The following is an 18,923-nucleotide window of genomic DNA, read 5'->3' as shown; positions in this document are numbered from 1 at the left end:
CTGGACTTCTCCGTACCCTGCACGCGTGAACGAAGCGCCTCCAGACTCCCCGACCGCGGACGACTTGTCCGAGCAGATGCGGATCCGGCGGGACAAGCGGGAGCGGCTGCTGGCCGCGGGTGTCGACCCTTACCCGGTCGAACTTCCGCGCACGCATACGCTCGCCGAGGTTAGGCAATCCTATTCCGATCTGCCGGTGGACTCCGCGACCGGAGACAACGTCGGGGTGACCGGTCGGGTGATGTTCCTGCGCAACACCGGGAAGCTCTGCTTCGCGACGCTGCGCGAAGGCGACGGAACCGAACTGCAGGCGATGCTGAGTCTCAACAGCCTCGGCGCGGAGTCGCTTTCCGCCTGGAAGTCCGATGTCGATCTTGGCGATCACGTATTCGTCGCGGGCGAAGTCATCACCTCCCGCCGCGGCGAGTTGTCGGTTCTTGCCAATGATTGGCGGTTGGCCGCCAAGTCGCTGCGTCCGCTGCCCGTGGCGCACAAGGCGCTCAGCGAGGAAACGCGCATTCGGCAGCGCTATGTCGATCTGATCCTGCGCCCGCAGGCCGGCGAGACGGTGCGCAAGCGCGCGGGTGTCGTGCGTTCCCTGCGGGAGAGTTTTCACCGCCGCGGATACATCGAGGTCGAGACCCCGATGTTGCAGACCCTGCATGGCGGCGCCGCGGCGCGCCCGTTCGTGACGCACTCGAACGCCATGGACATGGATCTGTTCCTGCGCATCGCGCCGGAGCTGTATCTCAAGCGGTGTGTGGTCGGCGGCCTGGAGAAGGTCTTCGAGATCAACCGCAACTTCCGCAACGAGGGCAGCGATTCCTCGCATTCGCCGGAGTTCGCGATGCTGGAGTACTACGAGGCATACGCCACCTACGACTCCATGGCCGCGCTCACCCGCGGACTCGTCCAGGAGGCGGCGGACGCCGCATTCGGCTCCCAGGTCGTCACGCTGCAGGACGGCACCGAGTACGACCTGTCCGGCGAGTGGACCGCGCTGACCATGTACGGGTCGCTGTCGGACGCCCTTGGCGCCGAAATCACCCCGCAGACCCCGGTCGACCTGCTGCGCAAGCACGCCGAGGCGCTCGACCTGGCTGTGGACCCCAAGTTCGGGCACGGCAAGCTGGTCGAGGAACTGTGGGAGCACCTGGTGGGCGACCACCTGCACGCGCCGACATTCGTCCGGGATTTCCCGATCGAGACCTCCCCGCTCACCCGCCAGCACCGCGACGACCCCGGCCTGGCCGAAAAGTGGGATCTCTACGTCCGCGGATTCGAGCTGGCCACCGGATACTCCGAACTGGTCGATCCGGTGGTGGAACGGCAGCGGTTGGCGGATCAGGCCCGACTCGGCGCCGCGGGTGACGACGAGGCCATGGTTGTCGATGACGACTTTCTGCGTGCGCTAGAGTACGGAATGCCACCGAGTGGCGGCGTGGGAATGGGCATCGATCGCCTGTTGATGGCGCTCACCGGTCTCGGCATCCGGGAGACGATCCTCTTCCCGCTGGTCCGCCCGGAATGACGCGCCACCGATCGGGGTACTAACGCAATCCGCTTGATTTGCGCTAACCTCCCCCCAGGAGTATTTCTACCAGTGGCCGAGATGCTCATTGAGCCGGCACATTCAAGCCTGAGGAGGCCCATATGGCGCAGAAGGTCACGGTTTCGCTGGTCGACGACCTCGATGGTTCAACGGCCGAGGAGACCGTCGAGTTCGGTCTGGACGGCGCCGCCTACCAGATCGATCTGTCGTCGGACAATGCGGAGCGGCTGCGCGACGCACTCGCCGACTTCGTCGACCACGCCCGCCGTTCCGGTGGACGCAAGCGTGCCGCGGTGAAGGTAACCGCGGGCCGCGCTCCGCGTACCGCATCCGCCGACCGCGAGCAGAACCAGGCAATTCGCGAGTGGGCCCGCAAGCAGGGCATGAAGGTGTCCGACCGGGGTCGAATCCCGTCCGAGGTTCTGGACGCTTACAACGAGCAGGCCTGACGCTGTCGCAAAGGGGCTGCCGACCCTCCGGGCGGCAGCCCCTTGCGGATTCACGCGGTATTTGTTAGCTGCGTCACCCGGTCGGCGCGGGGTGCGGGTAATCCGCCGTACTTTGTCCGCCGGGCGCAATTGGTATCGACCATTGCCCGCAATCAGTCCTTGCGGCTGAGCCGCGGACAGGTCGCGCACGGGCCCTGGCCGTTCTCCAGCAGGTAGTGGAAGCAGCAGCTCTCCCGCCTGCGCGTCCACCGGGTCGGTCCGGTCTCGTCGGTCACCGGCCGCAGGGTCGACCCTGACGTGAACGGCGCGGAGGTGAACGGCGCCCCGCCCGCGCCGAGGACCAGCGCGGCGTCGAGGACGCCCGCTCCCTCGTCGCCGCCGTAGCGACCCGCGAGCCACAGCGCGTTGTCCAGCACGTCGGTCGCGGCGGCCCACAGCATGTGCTTGCCCAGGCGCACCTGCGGGGCGTACACGGCGATGAACCGGGCGGCGTGCGCGGTGAACCGGCCGCGCAGCACGGCGGCGAGCGCCTGCTCGTCGGCGACGACGGTGGCCGACCGGGTGCCCGCGGCCGGGTCGCTGGGCAGGCAGGCGAACCTGGGGGAGAGCACCGCGATGGCGGCCGGGTGCGGGCGCGGCTCGGCCGTTCGGAACGCGAGGTCGGCAGGCCGCAGCGACGGCACCCGGCGCTCATGGTGGAACAGCAGCCCCGCGACGTAGCCGGGGATCGTCAGATACCAGGTCATCAGGTAGCTGGCGGTCGTCTGATCGGGTGAATCTGCGTACTTGTCGCGCAGCCAGCCCGCGAGGCCCGCGCGCCAGTGGGCGATGGCGCCCGGAGTCCCGAGGACGTCGGCGCAGGTGGCCCAGCGGCCGGCCGCCGCGGGCAGACCGAACCGCAGTTCCGCGCGGGTCTGCAAGGAATTCACCCGGTCGAGCGAAGCCGCCAGATACGCCTGGCCGTCGCGGGCCTCTGTTGCGAGGCTGTACCCGGCGGTCATCGCCACGCTGCGTCGGTATCGGACGGGCGCACGCTGCTCCACATGGGTGGCCCCTCCTTCCCCGGCAGTATTAGTGAGGCTTGCCTTACCTTACCTTCAGGCGCTGACACGCGCCTGTCGGCTCAGGGAGTGGGAAGAGCACGAACGCGACTGGCGGCGTCGTGTTCGCGCTGAGCGGACAACCAACCCATTGCGGAATCCGACCCGGTCACCGCACGTTGGTAGGACGAAGGGACCGTCGGGAAAGCAAGCGGTACCGGGTTCGGTCGGAAGTGGCACTGAGAGCCGCGGCCGGGCCTACTACAGTGGTCCCACGGTGCTGAATCCACTAGAAGGAAGTGGAGAAGGGCCGCCGGCGCAGCAGTCAGGGAGTGCGAATGTTCGAGAGGTTCACCGACCGCGCGAGGCGGGTGGTCGTCCTGGCCCAAGAAGAGGCCAGGATGCTCAACCACAACTACATCGGCACCGAGCACATCCTCCTGGGCTTGATCCACGAGGGTGAGGGTGTCGCCGCAAAGGCGCTTGAGTCGTTGGGGATCGCCCTGGAAGGCGTGCGGCAGCAGGTCGAGGAGATCATCGGCCAGGGCCAGCACGCCCCGAGCGGGCACATCCCCTTCACCCCGAGGGCGAAGAAGGTCCTGGAGCTGTCACTGCGCGAGGCGCTGCAGCTCGGCCACAACTACATCGGCACGGAGCACATCCTGCTCGGCCTGATCCGTGAGGGCGAGGGCGTCGCCGCCCAGGTGCTGGTCAAGCTCGGCGCCGACCTCAACCGGGTCCGCCAGCAGGTGCTGCAGCTCCTGTCCGGTTACCAGGGCGGCAAGGAGTCGACCGAGACCGGCGGGCGCGGCGAGGGCACGCCGTCGTCGTCGCTGGTGCTCGACCAGTTCGGCCGCAACCTGACCTCGTCGGCCCGCGAGGGCAAGCTCGACCCGGTCATCGGCCGCTCCAAGGAGATCGAGCGGGTCATGCAGGTGCTGTCGCGGCGCACCAAGAACAACCCGGTGCTCATCGGCGAGCCCGGCGTCGGCAAGACCGCCGTGGTCGAGGGGCTGGCCCAGATGGTCGTCAAGGGCGAGGTGCCCGAGACGCTCAAGGACAAGCAGCTCTACACCCTCGACCTCGGTTCGCTGGTCGCCGGTTCGCGCTACCGCGGCGACTTCGAGGAGCGCCTCAAGAAGGTGCTCAAGGAGATCAAGACCCGCGGCGACATCATCCTGTTCATCGACGAGATCCACACCCTCGTCGGCGCGGGTGCCGCTGAGGGCGCGATCGACGCCGCGTCGATCCTCAAGCCGATGCTGGCCCGCGGTGAGCTGCAGACGATCGGCGCCACCACCCTCGACGAGTACCGCAAGTACGTCGAGAAGGACCCGGCCCTGGAGCGCCGCTTCCAGCCGATCCAGGTGGGCGAGCCGTCGCTGGAGCACACCATCGAGATCCTCAAGGGCCTGCGCGACCGCTACGAGGCGCACCACCGCGTCACCATCACCGACGCCGCGCTGGTCGCCGCCGCCACCCTGGCCGACCGGTACATCAACGACCGGTTCCTGCCGGACAAGGCGATCGACCTCATCGACGAGGCGGGCGCGCGGATGCGCATCCGCCGGATGACCGCGCCGCCGGACCTGCGCGAGTTCGACGAGAAGATCGCCGACGTGCGCCGGGAGAAGGAGTCGGCGATAGACGCCCAGGACTTCGAGCGGGCCGCGAAGCTGCGCGACACCGAGAAGCAGCTCCTCGGGCAGAAGTCCGAGCGGGAGAAGCAGTGGAAGGACGGCGACCTCGACGTCGTCGCCGAGGTGGACGACGAGCAGATCGCGGAGGTGCTGGCCAACTGGACCGGCATCCCGGTGTTCAAGCTCACCGAGGAGGAGACCACCCGGCTGCTCCGCATGGAAGACGAGGTGCACAAGCGGATCATCGGCCAGGAGGACGCCGTCCGGGCTGTCTCCCAGGCGATCCGCCGCACCCGGGCGGGTCTGAAGGACCCGAAGCGCCCGTCCGGCTCGTTCATCTTCGCCGGCCCGTCCGGTGTCGGCAAGACCGAGCTGTCCAAGGCGCTGGCGAACTTCCTGTTCGGCGACGACGACGCGCTCATCCAGATCGACATGGGCGAGTTCCACGACCGCTACACCGCCTCGCGGCTCTTCGGTGCGCCCCCGGGCTACGTCGGCTACGAGGAGGGCGGCCAGCTCACCGAGAAGGTGCGGCGCAAGCCGTTCTCGGTGGTGCTGTTCGACGAGATCGAGAAGGCGCACCAGGAGGTCTACAACACCCTCCTGCAGGTGCTGGAGGACGGCCGCCTGACCGACGGTCAGGGCCGCACGGTGGACTTCAAGAACACCGTGATCATCTTCACCTCCAACCTGGGCACCCAGGACATCTCGAAGGCGGTCGGCCTCGGCTTCACCAGCGGCAACGACCAGGGCTCGAACTACGAGCGGATGAAGAACAAGGTCAACGACGAGCTCAAGAAGCACTTCCGGCCGGAGTTCCTCAACCGTATCGACGACATCATCGTGTTCCACCAGCTCACCAGGGACCAGATCATCATGATGGTCGACCTGATGATCACCCGGGTGGAGAAGCAGCTCAAGAACAAGGACATGGCCTTGGAGCTGACCGACAAGGCCAAGGCGCTGCTCGCGCTGCGCGGCTTCGACCCGGTGCTGGGCGCGCGGCCGCTGCGGCGCACGATCCAGCGCGAGATCGAGGACCAGCTCTCGGAGAAGATCCTGTTCGGGGAGATCAAGCCCGGCCAGATCATCATCACCGACGTCGACGAGTGGGACGGCGAGGAGTCGACCGCGGACAAGGCGAAGTTCACCTTCCGCGGCGAGCCCAAGCCGACCAAGGTGCCCGACGTGCCGCCGGTCGAACTGACCGCCTCCGGTGGCAGCTCCGACCCGGGCGAGAGCCCGGAGGCTGTCGGCGAGTGACCTGACGCGACGACCGACGGCGGCGGCCCTTCTCCGGAAGGCCGCCGCCGTCGTGTGTGGGCCAGCGGGTCAGGTCAGGAAGTGGCTGGGGGCACCGGAGTACGACACGTGCAGTGCGTCGCGGGCTCGGGTGCACGCGACAAACAGCAGGCAGCGCTCCCGTTGGGTGTCCTGCTCGTATGCTGTCGGGTCTTCGGCGCGCGGTGTGATCGCCGCCGTCGCCGGGACCGAGCCCGCGTCGATGCCCGCGACGGCGACACAGCGGAACTCCATGCCTTTCATCCCGTGCATGGTGCCGACCTGCACCGCGTCCGCGTTCGAGCGCGTGGCGTTGGCGATCGCGGCGGCGTCGAGGGCCGCGCGGATGTCCTTGACCCGCGTGCTGGTCCGGGCGGTGACGCCGATGGCGTGCGCTTCGACGCCCGCGGCTAGCCAGGTGCGCACCTGCTCGACGATCGCGGCCAGTTCGGTCGCCCAGTCCGGGAACCCGCGGATCACCGGTCTGCCACCGTGCATCGGAGAGCGGTATCCGTCGAGCGCGTCGGCGGTGTCATCGAGTCCCTCAGCGGGTTTGCCGCCCAGCATCCGCACTGACCACGCGAGGATCTCCTGGGTGGTGCGGTAGCTGACGGTCAGCCTGCTGCTGCGGCCCCGCACCTCGATGCCCAGGGCGGCGAGGGACACCCGGTTGTCGTAGATCCGCTGGTGTGGGTCGCTGACGACGAACAGGTCGTCGGGACCGCTCGCGACGGCGCGGCGCAGGAGCCGCCACTGCGCCGGGTGTAGGTCTTGGCCCTCGTCGACCAGGACGTGTCGGTACCGGGCGCGGGCGCCCTCGGCAAGGATGTCGGCGGCGTCGTTCGCGACCTGAAGGTGGGTGCGCTGCCCCGATTGCCGCAGGTTGTCGAGCACCGCGGAGATCGCGGTCCACGCCTGCCCCCGGGTCACGGCGTTGATCGGGCGGCCCCGGCCCTTGCGTTCGCAGGCCAGGTAGGCGTCGCGGTCGGGCAGCGCCTGCGCGAGGATCACCTGCTCCCACTCGCGCTGGAGGAACGACGGGGTGAGGGTGCCGCCGACCGATGCGCTCGCCGACTGCCAGAGCCCCGTGTACCGGCTGGCGGCGACGATCTCGGGGTTGGTCCCGGTGGCGGTGCTGACCACTTGGTAGGCCAGCCGGTCCACGTTGACGACCTCGATGCGGGCGCGGACCGCGTCGTCGGCGACCAGCACCCGGAGTTGGTCGGCCAAGGCGTCGGCGAGGTTGCGGGTGAACGTGGTGAGCAGGATGCCGGCGCCCGTGCCCACCGGCAGGCGTTGGGCGAGGAACGCCGCCCGGTGCAGCGCGGCGACGGTCTTGCCGGTGCCCGCGCCGCCGCTGACCAGCACCGGTCCGCGATGCGACGCCCGATACGCGACGCGGCGTTGGCGCGGGTGCAGGAACGTCCGCCACGCGGCGAACGGGTGGGCGAGGATCTCGGCGAGTTCGTCCGGTCCAGACACCGTGGCGTACCGGTCCGGGGTGCGCTCGATCGCGGTAGCCAGGTCGTCCGGGTCGATCTCGGCCGGGGCTTCGGCGTCGGCAAGGTAGGCGCTGATCTCCTGCCAGGCTTCCTCGGGAGTCATCCCCATGGCCAGCGCGAGCAGCGCGTTGTACTGCGGTTCGGGCAGTAGTGTGGCCAGCGCGGTGAGGTGGTTCTCGGCGGTGAGCAGCCGGACCAGCGGCAGGACTTCGCGATCGATTCCGAGTCGAATCAGGTCGGTGTCGTTGACCGCGTCGAACAGTCGGGTCTCGGTCGCGTCCGCGACCTGCCTTAGGGCCGGTCCGAAGCTGTCCAGCGCGTCTTGGTCCCGGACCTCCAGCACGCCGATCGCCATGTTCACCGAGAATTTCCTGCTCACCGCGTAGGCATTGGCCTTGTCGTGCGGCAGCACCGTCACCAGCAGATAGTCTTCGCCGTTGCCCTGGGCGAGAACGACGCCGCGCCAGAATTCGGTGATGCGGATGGTGCGGATGCGCGAGTCTTTGGGGTTGCGCAGCTTCTCCAGGTGCAGGCCGGCATGGGTGTGTTCGGCGAACTTGCCGAGCGCGTCGAGCACCGCCTTCTGCACGGATTTTTCAAGTTTCGTGTAACCAGGCAGGAAGTCTTTGGCGATAGACAGCCGTGGCACCGCGCTGGTCCTCCCCGCTGTGTCGGCGACTGGCGAGCTCACCCATGGTATTCAAGTAGTCGAGTGCGTGTGACGAAACGAGGGGAATGGTGTTGACCAGCGTCGTCGGTGCGGACAGGGACCCGGACACGAATGTGGGTGCGGGTGTCGAGGACGTGGTGGTGCCCGCGCAGGGCCAGCTTGTCACGGTTCGCAACCGCCAGTGGATCACCTCGGAGGTCGTGCGGAGCGAGATCGCCAGCAGTGACCCGGGGGTTCTCACCGCGCTGCCCACCCACCTCGTGCGCCTGATGAGCATCGAGGACGACGCCCGGGACGAGGAGCTGCGGGTGGTGTGGGAGCTGGAGATCGGTGCCGTCGTGCACGAGTCGACCGTCCTGCCCGGCCCGGACTACGGCTTCGACGAGCCCGCCGAGCTCGACGCGTTCCTCGATGCCGTGCGGTGGGGGGCGATCGCCTCGGCGGACACCAGCGCGTTGCAGGCGCCGTTCCGCTCGGGCATCCAGATCGAGGACTACCAGCTCGACCCGGTGGTGCGGGCGTTGTCCATGCCACGCACGAACCTGCTGATCGCCGACGACGTCGGGATGGGCAAGACCATCGAGGCCGGTTTGGTCATGCAGGAACTCGCGCTGCGCCACCGCGCCAGGACGATGCTGATTGTCTGCCCGGCCGGGCTCACCTTGCAGTGGCGCGACGAGATGCGCGACAAGTTCGGTCTGGAGTTCCGCATTGTCGACGCCGATCTGTTGCGCCAGTTGCGCCGCTCACGTGGCCCGCACACCAACCCGTGGAGCCATTACCCCCGGCTGATCGTCAGTGTCGACTGGCTCAAGCGTGACCGGCCGCTGCGCCTGCTGCGGGAGCTGCTGCCCGTGGCCCCGACGTATCCGCGAAAGTTCGATCTGCTCGTGGTGGACGAGGTGCACACGTGCGCGCCGTCCGGTCGGGGCCGCTACGCGGTCGATTCGCGGCGCACCACGGCGATCCGCACGTTGGCGCCGCACTGCGAGCACCGGCTGTTCCTGTCCGCCACCCCGCACAACGGCTACCTGGAGTCGTTCACCGCGCTGCTGGAGCTCCTCGACGACCAGCGGTTCGCGCGCGGGGTGAAGCCGACCGAGGACCAGCTCAAGCGCGCCATGGTGCGCAGGCTCAAGAGCGAGCTGCCGCCCCGCTGGGACGGCACGCCGTACTTCGGCACCCGCGAACTGTCCTATTTGGAGGTTGAGCATTCCGACGACGAGCGCCGCGCGCACGACCTGCTGCGCTCCTACGCCAAGAGCCGCCGGGACACAGCGGGTGGGTCCGGCGGGCGGGCGGCGGCCGACTTCGTCACGACGCTGCTCAAGCGCCGGTTGTTCTCCTCGCCCAAGGCGTTCGCCGAGACCGTAGACGTGCACCTGGCCACCATGTCGAACAAGCCCACGGCGAAGTCCACGCCCGCCGCGCTGCCGGTGTTGATCGAGCGGGTGGACGAGGCTGCCGAGGAGGACGACGCCGATGGTGTCCACTACCGGCAAGCCGAGAGCGACGCGCTGAGTGTGGCGCGCGGGCACGCCGAACCGCTGTCCGCGCACGAGAAGGCGACCCTGGAGAAGCTGCGCGACTGGGCGCGCGGCGCGCAGGATCGCCCGGATCGCAAGTTCGCCGCGCTGCTGGCCCACCTGGCGCCGATCATCGCCCCGGACGGCGAGTCCGACGAGCGGATCATCGTGTTCACCGAGTACCGCGACACCCATCGGTGGCTGCACGAGCGGCTGCTGGTCGCGGGCTACCCGCCTGAGCGGATCGCCCTGCTCTACGGCGGGCAGGACCGCGACGAGCGGGAGCGGATCAAGAACGTTTTCACCGAGCACCCGTCGCTCGACCCGGTGCGCATTCTGCTCGCCACCGACGCCGCCAGCGAGGGCATCAACCTGCAGCGGCACTGCCACCGGGTGCTGCACTGGGAGATCCCGTGGAACCCGAACCGGTTGGAGCAGCGCAACGGCCGGGTCGATCGGCACGGCCAGCCCGCGCCGGTCGTCGAGGTGCACCATTTCGTGCCATCGGGTTGGCAGGACGTGAGTTTCGCCGAGGGGTCGCTGGAGGACGAACTGTCCTTTTTGGAGGTCGCGGTCCGCAAGGTGCACCAGATCCGGGAAGACCTGGGCAGCGCGGGCGAGGTTGTCGCGGCGCAGATCGAGCAGAAGATGACCGGCGAACGCACCGACTGGCAGACCGCCGACGTGGAGATCGCCCAGCGCGGCAAGCGGGCGCGACTCAAGGTCGACCGCGACCTGGCCAGGGATCTGCAGAAGCTCACCGACGAACTCGCGGGCAGCCGGGCCAAGCTGAACCTGCACCCGCACACGGTGTGCAGGGTCGTGGCGACGGCGCTGAAGCTGGCCCACCGCCAGGAGTTGCGCGCGGCGGCACCCCCGGCCGGGTTCACCGGCGAGGTCTACCGGCTGCCGCAGTTGCCCGGCGCGTGGGCGTCGGCGCGCAACGACGGCCTGCACCACCCGGTCACCGGGGTGGAGCGGCCGGTGAGTTTCGACCAGGAGGCCGTCGGCGACCGCACCGATGTGGTGTTGCTGCACCTCGGGCACCGGCTGGTGCAGATGTGCATGCGGCTGTTGCGCGCCGAGTTGTGGGCGCAGTCCCGAGTCCAGGGTGGGGCCACGGTGGCGAAGCTGCGCCGGATCACCGCCCGCGTGGTGCCCGGCGACGAGCTGCGGGTGCCCGCCGTCATCGCGCACGGCCGGGTGGTCGTCACCGGCGCGGACGGCACCCGCCTGCACGAGGAGATCGTGTCGGCGGGCGGGTTGATCGAGGCGGGTCGGTTTTCCGCGCTGCGCAAGGTGGACGACGTCACCGCGCTGCTGAGCGCCGCGTCGGATGCGCCGGCGGCGGCGATGCGAGAGAAGCTGACCGAGCTGTGGCCCGCGCTGTCCGGCCCGCTGGCCAGGTCGCTCAACACCCGTGCCGATCAGCGGTTGCGGTCGATGCGGGCGCTGCTGCGGGATCGCTGCGAGGAGGAGATCACGGCAGTCACCAAGGTCTTGGCCGAGTTGGAGAGCTCGATTGTGACCGCGTTGGGTGAGGTGGACCGCTGGCGGCAGCCGAGTCTGTTCGAGATCGATGAGGGGGAGCGCAGCCAGTTGCGCACCGACCATGACGCGCTGCGGGCCCGGTTGACCGCGATTCCGCAGCAGCGCGACGACGAGATCCGCGCGCTGCGCAACCGCTACGCCGATCCGACCACCCGCTGGTTCCCGGTCGCGGTCACCCTGTTGGTCCCCGCCGCCATCGCCCGGCAGGCCGAGCGGGACCTCGCGCAGCGCGGAGGCGCCCGATGACCGCGCCCACCAATGCCCGGACCGCCAAGTCCCACAACAAGAACAAGGGCCCTTTCGCAGGCAAGCCCAAGCCGCCGAGCGTGCCCGAGCAGCACGCCGAGTGGCTGGCCCTGCTCGCCGCGACCGGCCCGTTCCTGACGCTGCCCGTGTTGACCGAGGTGTTCCCGACCGGTCTGGAGACCGTCGCGCAGCCGATGCGCGAGCGGATTCGGCAGGCGTGGGGCGAGTTCGACGCGGACCCGGCGACCCTGGCGACGGCCTGGCAGGACTTGGTGCTGGGTGAGCTGCTCCGCTACTCGCCCGCGATCCTGCACGACACGGGGAAGACGAGCCTCACATTCGGTGCGCTTCGGCCGGACCAGGTCGCGTTCGGCCCCGACCCCGACGGCAGCCGGGCGATCCGCCTGCACCTCTACCGCCGCCCGCCGGGTACCCGGCTCTCCGGGCTGGCCGAGGACGCCGCCAGGGTGTGCCGCGACAGCGCGGTTCCGTTGGCGTTGTTGACCGATGGCCGGTTCTGGGTGCTGGTGCACGCGGTGCGCGGCGGCCCGACCAGTGTCGCGGAGTTCGACGCCGACCTGTGGCAGGAGGAGCCGATCCTGCTGCGTGCCTTCGCCACCCTGCTCGGTTCGACCAGGGTGTTGCGCGCGCCGAAGCGGGTTGACGGCACGGTCACCGACAGTCTCGCGGCGTTGTTCGCGCGCACGGCCGACGCCCAGTCGGAGATCACCACCACGCTCGGTGGCCAGGTGCGCCAGGCCGTGGAGCTGTTCGTGGCCGAACTGGCGCGGCTCGACCGGGAGTCCGGCGGCGCGGTCCTGGGCGGGGTCAGCGACCGCGACCTGTACCGGGGTTCGCTGACCACGTTGATGCGCCTGGTGTTCCTGCTCTACGCCGAGCAGCGCGAGTTGCTGCCCATCAAGGACCCGGTGTACGCCGACGGCTACGCCGTGACCACGTTGTACCGGCAACTCGCCGAGGCCCGCGATCTTTTCGGCGACGAGTTGGGCGATCGGCGCAGCGCCGCGTGGCCGCGCCTGCTCGCCACGTTCGCCGCCGTGCACGGTGGTTGCGAGCACCCGGATCTGCGTATCCCGGCGCACGGCGGCTCGCTGTTCGATCCGAAGGCGCACCCGTGGCTCGCGCGCGCGGCGGTGACCGACCGGGTGGTGCACGAGATCCTGGACGCGCTGCTGTTGTTGCGGCACCGGACGAAGGCCGCCGAGCGGCTGAGCTACACGGGTCTCGATGTCGAGCAGATCGGGCACGTGTACGAGGGCCTGCTGGAGTTCTCCTGCCTGCGGGTCACCGAGCCGTACCTGGGGTTGGGCGGCAAGCTGGAGCCGGAGCTTTCCCTTGCCCAGTGCGAAGAACAGGCCACCCAGGCCGACGACAAGTGGCGCGCGTGGCTCAAGTCCGAATGCGACCTGACGGTGAAGCAGGTGGACAAGGCGCTCGCCGCCCGCCCCACCCCGGCGCAGTCGGCGGCGCTGCATGCCGCCTGCGACAACGACAGTGCGCTGGCCGACCGGGTTCGCCCGTTCTGGGGCCTGCTGCGCGCGGACCTGCGCAAGCAGCCCACGGTGTACCCGGCGGGTTCGGTGTTGTTCACCCAGGTCGGCGACCGCCGGTCGACCGGTACCCACTACACGCCGCGCCTGTTGGCGATGGAGGTTGTCGAACACACCCTGGCGCCGTTGGTCTACCTCCGCGAAGCGCCTGGCGTGTTCCGGCTCCGCACGGCGGCGGAGTTGTTGTCCCTCAAGGTCTGCGACCCGACGATGGGTTCCGGCGCGTTCCTGGTCGCGGCCTGCCGGTACCTGGCGGACCGGTTGGTGCAGGCGTGGGAGCGCGACGGCACACCGGATGACGTGGTGGGCACGGTCGAGGACGTGAAGTTGGCCGCCCTGCGCAAGATCGCCGCCCGATGCATCTACGGTGTCGATCGGGACGACATGGCGGTGGACCTGGCGAAGCTGTCGATGTGGCTGGTCACCCTGGCCAGGAACAAGCCGTTCGGCTTCCTGGATCACGCCCTACGCTGCGGCGATTCCCTGATCGGCGTCCTCACCGAACGCCAGGTCGAGATGTTCCACCTCAACCCGGACGAAGGCGGCCGGGACTCGGCGATCCGCACGGCGGGCCACATCGGCGATTTCCTCGGCCCGGCCTTGGCGGAGGCAACCGAACTGCGCCAACGGATCGAGGCCAGCACCGCCGACGACCTGACCCAGATCAACGACAAGACGGCGTTGTTGGACCGCGCGGACCAGGCGACCGCCCGGCTGCGGCTGATCGCCGATGGCGTGGTCGCCGCCGCGTTGAGCACGGCCGGTCAGGGCGAGGACCGCTACCGGGACAGGTTGAGCGGCATCGCCGAGGAGGCAGGCTTCTACGCCCGCCCGAACCCGGACCCGGGCGTTGAAGAACACCTCAAGGAGAACATCGGAAAGTGGCTGACCGGCCACCGATCCCAAGCGGTGCGCCCATTCCACTGGCCTCTGGAGTTCCCCGAGGTCATGCGGGACAACGGTTTCGACGCCGTAGTAGGCAACCCACCCTTCATCGGCGGCCAGCGGCTCACCGGCTCCATCGGCCAGGACGTGCGCGAGTACCTGGTGGACCGGCTCGCGAACGGCAAGCGCGGCAGCGCCGACCTGTGCTCCTACTTCCTGCTGCGCGACCTGGAAATCGCCCGACACGGCCGGGTCGGCATCATCGCCACCAACACCATCGCTCAGGGCGACACCCGCGAGATCGGCCTCGACCAGGCGGTGGGCATCGGATGGCGGATCTACCGAGCGGTGAAATCCCAGCCCTGGCCAGGGACGGCGTCGCTGGAGGTTTCCCTGCTCTGGGTCGGGCACCCGCATGACGACGAACCGTTCCATTTGGACGGCAGACAGGTCCAAGGCATCACCCCATCCCTGGACCAGCAGTCCCGAGTCTCTGGCAACCCCCACCGCCTGGCCCGAAACAGCGGCAAGTCATTTCAGGGCAGCATCGTGCTCGGGAGCGGTTTCGTACTTGAACCAGCGCAGGCGCGTGATCTCATCGATCGCGATCCGCGCAACCGGGAGGTGCTGTTCCCCTACCTCAACGGCGAAGACCTGAACTCCCAGCATGACGGATCGCCCACCCGATGGGTGATCAACTTCCACGACTGGACCGAACCGCGAGCCGCCGAGTACCCCGATTGCTTCGCGATCGTGGAGCGGGATGTGAAGCCAATCCGGGCACAGAACAGTCGCAAGGTTCGGCGTGAACGATGGTGGCAGTTCGCCGAGCGCGCTACTGGCCTTTACAAGGCCATTGCCGGGCTTGAGCGGGTGTTGGTGATCGCGTTGGTCAGCAAGACTGGTTTGCCCGTGTGGGTGCCTACCGGGCAGGTCTTCTCGCATGCGCTTGGTGTGTTCGCGACGGAGCGGGATGGGTATTTGAGTTTGTTGTCGAGCAGTGTGCATTTCACGTGGTGGACCACCAAGGGGGAGTCGACCCTGCGGACCGATGCTCGGTATACGCCGTCTGATGGGTTTGAGACGTTTCCGCAGCCGGAACTGACGGAGTGGATGGATCGGGTGGGGGAGGAGCTGCATACGTTTCGGCGGGGGGTGATGCTGGGGCAGGAGTTGGGGTTGACGAAGCTCTACAACCTGGTGCACGACGAGACACAGAGCGGGGAGGATGTGCGGCGGTTGCGGGAGATTCACACCGAGGTGGACAACTCGGTGGCCGCCGCCTACGGGTGGACTGATCTCGATCTCGGGCACGGGTTCCACGACACCCGGCAGGGGCGGCGGTTCACCATCGAGCCGGGGGTGCGGACCGAGATCCTGGACCGGTTGCTGGAACTGAATTTCGAGCGTTACGACCAGGAAGTGCGCGATGGTCTGCACACCAAGGGCAGGCGCAAGGTCGTTTCGGCCGCCGACGGGGAACTGTTGCTCGACGGCGGGTTGTTCAAGCCGGACGGCGCGCTGTTCTAAGGCCCGGACGCCGAGTCGCCCTGGGGTGGGCGACTCGGCGGTGGGTGCAGGTGTGGATCAGTGGCCTGCGGTCAGCTCGCGCAGCAGCGCTGTCATGCCGGTGCCGGACACCTGGAGGGTGGCGGCGTCGGGGTTCTTGCTGTCGCGCAGGGCGAATCGGTCGCGGTCGAGCCGAGCCGCCTCCACACAGTCGCCGCCGCCCGTGCCGCCACTCCCAGAGAAGCTGCTCTTGCGCCAGGCCACGCTGTCCTCAGCCGTCATCGAATGCTCCTCTCGGTGGGGATCATTCGTAAGTCTTACCAGTGCTCCTGATCAGGGCCAGCGAGTCGGCGGGCGAGTATGCCCGGCCGGTGAGGATGCCCCAGCGCTCCAGACACATCCCGACTTCGATGCGGTCCTCGATGTAGACCGCGCCACCTGGGCCTTCCGTGTATCCGACCTCCGGGATCGGCTCCGGCAGGGTCAGAATCGAGTACGACCCGTCGACCGCCGGGCTTGCGCCCGTTGCCTTCGGCAAGACCTGGATAGTGGTGTGTTCGGCCTCGGCGGCGTCGACCAGCCTGCTGAGTTGGCCACGCATCACGGCCGGGGTGCCGATGGGGCGTTCCAGCACCGTCTCGTCGAGGATCACGTGATAGCGCAACGGGTCCGGGCGGGTGAGCACCCGCTGCCGGGCGGCGCGGGCCAGTACTCGCCGCTCGATCACCTCGTACGCCATGCCGGGGTTCGCGCCGGTGATCAGGGCTCGGGTGTAGTCGGCGGTTTGCAGCAGGCCGGGGACGACCATGGTTTCCAGTTGGCGGCGGGCGAGTAGGGCCGCTTCGACGTTGAGCAGGCCGTGGAAGTCCTCGGGCAGGTCCTTGCGGATCGCCAGCCAGTAGCCGCGTTCGTCGGCCCGCGCGGCGAGCCCGTGCACCCAGTCGCGCACTCCGGCGTCGGACACGCCGTAGACGTCGAGCAGCCGTTCGACGTCGTAGTCCTTCACGCCCTGCTCGCGGTTCTCGATCCGGCTGATCTTCGAGCGCGACCACTTGCCGCCGAGCGCCTGGAGCCGCTCCACGGCCTGGTCCATGGTGAGGTCGTTCTTCTCGCGCAACGTCCGCAGCGTCTCGGTGAGCTGCCACCGCCGCACGGTCGCGTTGACCGACCCACCAGCGTCGACTGTCCCATTGTCGGTGACAGCCTCACTGTCGACGGCAGTCCCGTTCTCGACGGCCGCTCCGCCACCACCGACCGGCCCGTCACCACCGACCGCCGCGCTCTCGTCCTGACTCACGATTTGCCTCCAAATGGGTGAAGTGTGGGAGTTCCACTTTCGTACTAGCCGCTTTCGGTCCACTCTAGCGCTAACAGCCGGTGATCGCATCGGCACCAAGTGTGGAGGCGCGCATGATTGCCACAGCAGGTCAGCCGCTCGCGGACGACGAGACCGAGTTCGCCGCCGAGCTGAGCGAGCTGGTCGCCGAGGGGGCCCCGCGCGTGTTCGCCGTGGTCCAGGAGAAGGGCGACCGGGAGGAGATCTGGATCGCCGCCTGGGGGATGGCCTTCGCGAGCCACGTCGAGGTGATCACCATCGGTGACAACATTCGGATGTCGCTGCGCACACCCGAGCGTGCCTGTCGCCTGCTGGCCGACGACGACGTCACCGCCTGGCTCGTCTGGCTCACCGACGAGTCCGACGAGTCCGACGAGTCCGACGAGTCCGACGAAACCGAGTGACCGACCTGCGCGGGTGGGCTACGCCGCTCTGGCGTGGATCGTGTTGCGCAGCGGCGTCCTGGTCGGGTCGAGATAGGCCGGGGGCGTGAACTCGGGCAATCCGGCCACGATCGCGACCTTCCACTCGCTGTTGTGCACCAGCCGGTGGTGGCGGTCGCACAGAAGTACGAGGTTGTCCAGCCCGGTACGCCCGCCGAGGGCCCACTCCCGGATGTGGTGGCCGTGGCAGGACCGGGGCCTGCGGTCGCATCCCGGATGGGCACAGCCCTGATCACGCAGGATCAGGGCGCGGCGCAGGTGACTGGGGATGGTGTAGCGCAGCCGCCCGACGTCGAGCGGGCGGGACGCACCGCCCATGACATACGGGATGACGGCGCAGTCGCAGGCCTTGATCCGCAACTCGGCGGCCGACACGGCGACACCGTTGTCGAGCAGGGCCTGCCCGGTCTGCCGGCGCAGCGTGTCGACGCTGGCGGTGAGGTGCAGGTGCGGGCGGTCCCCGGCCTCGCTGGGCAGGTCGTGGCAGCCCAAAGCCAGCAGGCAGACCTCGGCGAAGGCGTCGCCGTTGCGCTCCGCCCGACTTCGCTCGTCCCGGTGCCCCGGATTCGGGCCGTTCGCGCCCGGACGGCCCTCGTACGCGCCGATCTGGCTCGCGCTGTTTCGGTTGGCGCTGTTTAGGTCGGCGCGGTTCTGGTTGGCGCTGTTTAGGTAGGCGCTGTGGTGGTTGGCGCTGTTGTGATTCGGGCTGTTCTGGTTCACGGCGTGCTGGTTCGGGCGGTGTCGGTCAGGTTCGGCCTGGCCGGATTCGCCACCAGCCACCGCGTCCTGCCTGGGGTCGCCCACCGACCGCCGGGGTGCGGCCAGGACCTCCATCAGCGTCTCGAAGGTCGCGCCGTCGACCGGACGGAGCTCGAACCGGCCGTGCACGCGGCCGTCGCGGCGCCGCGCCCAGGACAGCGTGTTGCCGCGCTCCGGCCTGGCGCGATGATCGGGCTCCGGGCCGTCCTGGTCGAGGACGGCGAGCATCCGCTCCGCCCCCGCGCGCAGTTCGGCCGGGTCGGCGGTTCGGGACCGCTCGGCGAGGGCGTGTTCGAACTCGACGCGGGCGGGTGCGTCGACCCAGTCGGGGATCTCGGACATGGCCTTGGCGATGACGTCGACATGGTCTCCGTCGATCACACCGGCCACCAGCGCCGCCCTGGTCGCAGGCAAGGGCGCCGGAGCGCTGTGCCCGGTCGGGGTGCGGGTTTCGCGCACCTGCTCGGCCTGGCCGATCAGCCGTTTCGCCTGACGCGGACTCACCCGGACCAGCGCGGTGAGAAAGTGCGCCTGCGACCCATAGCCCGCGAGCCGGTGAATGCCCTCGGCGCCCAGTTCACTGACGAGGTCGAGCACTTCGGCGTTCAGTGCCCGAATCCGGCCCACCGTCGTGACCAGGGCGTCCGCGAGTTCCGGGCCACGCGACGACCAGAACCTGCCCGGGTCGTTGTGGTGGATCTCGTATTCCGACATGCCTCCAGTGTCGACCACCCCACCGACAATTCCGGCCCCCGAGAACACGGTTGGCAGCGATCGATCAATGGTTGCGATAAACGGTCGATCCGGTGAGACGAAAGGAACCAGTGCGGTGATCAGGCGGGGAAACGTCGGGCCCGCCGGAGGTATCGCGCAGGCCACCGTCAGCGTGTCGGTTGGCGAGTTCTGGCGCCGGTCAACCGAGTGATCGTCCGCTCGGGCGGTCGCGGTCCGGGCCGCTGTCGG

General features: G+C 68.8%; 11 protein-coding genes. 6 read left to right on the top strand and 5 right to left on the bottom strand.

What is annotated here, in order from left to right; all coding sequences use genetic code 11:
* The first annotated feature begins 76 nt into the window (after positions 1-76).
* Both lysS and ACT4N7_RS01075 read left to right on the top strand, forming a co-directional pair.
* The gene (gene lysS / locus ACT4N7_RS01080; protein WP_444826670.1) at positions 77-1,531 is read left to right on the top strand and encodes a lysine--tRNA ligase; all 1,455 of its coding nucleotides are present in this window, start codon (positions 77-79) and stop codon (positions 1,529-1,531) included.
* A 122-nt stretch (positions 1,532-1,653) separates the two neighbouring features.
* On the top strand, positions 1,654-2,001 hold the full coding sequence (locus ACT4N7_RS01075) for a histone-like nucleoid-structuring protein Lsr2 (protein WP_444826622.1): 348 nt from the start codon (positions 1,654-1,656) through the stop codon (positions 1,999-2,001).
* A gap of 152 nt (positions 2,002-2,153) precedes the next feature.
* Here the strand turns inward: ACT4N7_RS01075 and ACT4N7_RS01070 are convergent, their stop codons facing one another.
* Positions 2,154-3,002 (bottom strand): (2Fe-2S)-binding protein, encoded by an 849-nt coding sequence (locus ACT4N7_RS01070; RefSeq protein WP_444826669.1) that lies wholly within the window; start codon positions 3,000-3,002, stop codon positions 2,154-2,156.
* A 377-nt stretch (positions 3,003-3,379) separates the two neighbouring features.
* On the opposite strand from ACT4N7_RS01070, the gene ACT4N7_RS01065 reads away from it, so the two are divergent.
* A complete protein-coding gene (locus ACT4N7_RS01065) occupies positions 3,380-5,944 on the top strand; it encodes an ATP-dependent Clp protease ATP-binding subunit (protein WP_444826621.1) in 2,565 nt (854 codons plus the stop codon).
* A 69-nt stretch (positions 5,945-6,013) separates the two neighbouring features.
* Here ACT4N7_RS01065 and ACT4N7_RS01060 read toward each other — a convergent pair whose 3' ends face one another.
* A complete protein-coding gene (locus ACT4N7_RS01060; protein ID WP_444826620.1) occupies positions 6,014-8,113 on the bottom strand; it encodes a UvrD-helicase domain-containing protein in 2,100 nt (699 codons plus the stop codon).
* A gap of 86 nt (positions 8,114-8,199) precedes the next feature.
* Between ACT4N7_RS01060 and drmD the strand changes: the two genes are divergently transcribed.
* Both drmD and ACT4N7_RS01050 read left to right on the top strand, forming a co-directional pair.
* Positions 8,200-11,457, top strand: coding sequence for a DISARM system SNF2-like helicase DrmD (gene drmD, locus ACT4N7_RS01055; RefSeq protein WP_444826619.1), 3,258 nt, complete (start codon positions 8,200-8,202; stop codon positions 11,455-11,457).
* Positions 11,454-15,443 (top strand): Eco57I restriction-modification methylase domain-containing protein, encoded by a 3,990-nt coding sequence (locus tag ACT4N7_RS01050; RefSeq protein ID WP_444826618.1) that lies wholly within the window; start codon positions 11,454-11,456, stop codon positions 15,441-15,443. The genes drmD and ACT4N7_RS01050 overlap by 4 nt, the downstream gene beginning before the upstream one ends.
* A 57-nt stretch (positions 15,444-15,500) precedes the next feature.
* On the opposite strand, the gene ACT4N7_RS01045 is transcribed toward ACT4N7_RS01050, so the two are convergent.
* Together ACT4N7_RS01045 and ACT4N7_RS01040 are read right to left on the bottom strand one after the other, a co-directional pair.
* Complete coding sequence (locus tag ACT4N7_RS01045; protein WP_444826617.1) at positions 15,501-15,704, bottom strand: DUF397 domain-containing protein; 204 nt, start codon at positions 15,702-15,704, stop codon at positions 15,501-15,503.
* 22 nt (positions 15,705-15,726) lie between these two features.
* The gene (locus tag ACT4N7_RS01040) at positions 15,727-16,719 is read right to left on the bottom strand and encodes a helix-turn-helix domain-containing protein (RefSeq protein ID WP_444826616.1); all 993 of its coding nucleotides are present in this window, start codon (positions 16,717-16,719) and stop codon (positions 15,727-15,729) included.
* 113 nt (positions 16,720-16,832) lie between these two features.
* On the opposite strand from ACT4N7_RS01040, the gene ACT4N7_RS01035 reads away from it, so the two are divergent.
* Positions 16,833-17,162 (top strand): hypothetical protein, encoded by a 330-nt coding sequence (locus tag ACT4N7_RS01035; protein ID WP_444826615.1) that lies wholly within the window; start codon positions 16,833-16,835, stop codon positions 17,160-17,162.
* An 18-nt stretch (positions 17,163-17,180) separates the two neighbouring features.
* Here ACT4N7_RS01035 and ACT4N7_RS01030 read toward each other — a convergent pair whose 3' ends face one another.
* Positions 17,181-18,674, bottom strand: coding sequence for a DUF222 domain-containing protein (locus tag ACT4N7_RS01030; RefSeq protein ID WP_444826614.1), 1,494 nt, complete (start codon positions 18,672-18,674; stop codon positions 17,181-17,183).
* Positions 18,675-18,923 lie beyond the last annotated feature (249 nt).

It is taken from the genome of Actinokineospora sp. (genome assembly GCF_052390155.1).
GTDB lineage: Bacteria > Actinomycetota > Actinomycetes > Mycobacteriales > Pseudonocardiaceae > Actinokineospora.
Note: the sequence above shows the minus strand (reverse complement) of the source record. Positions and strands in the feature narration are given on the sequence as shown.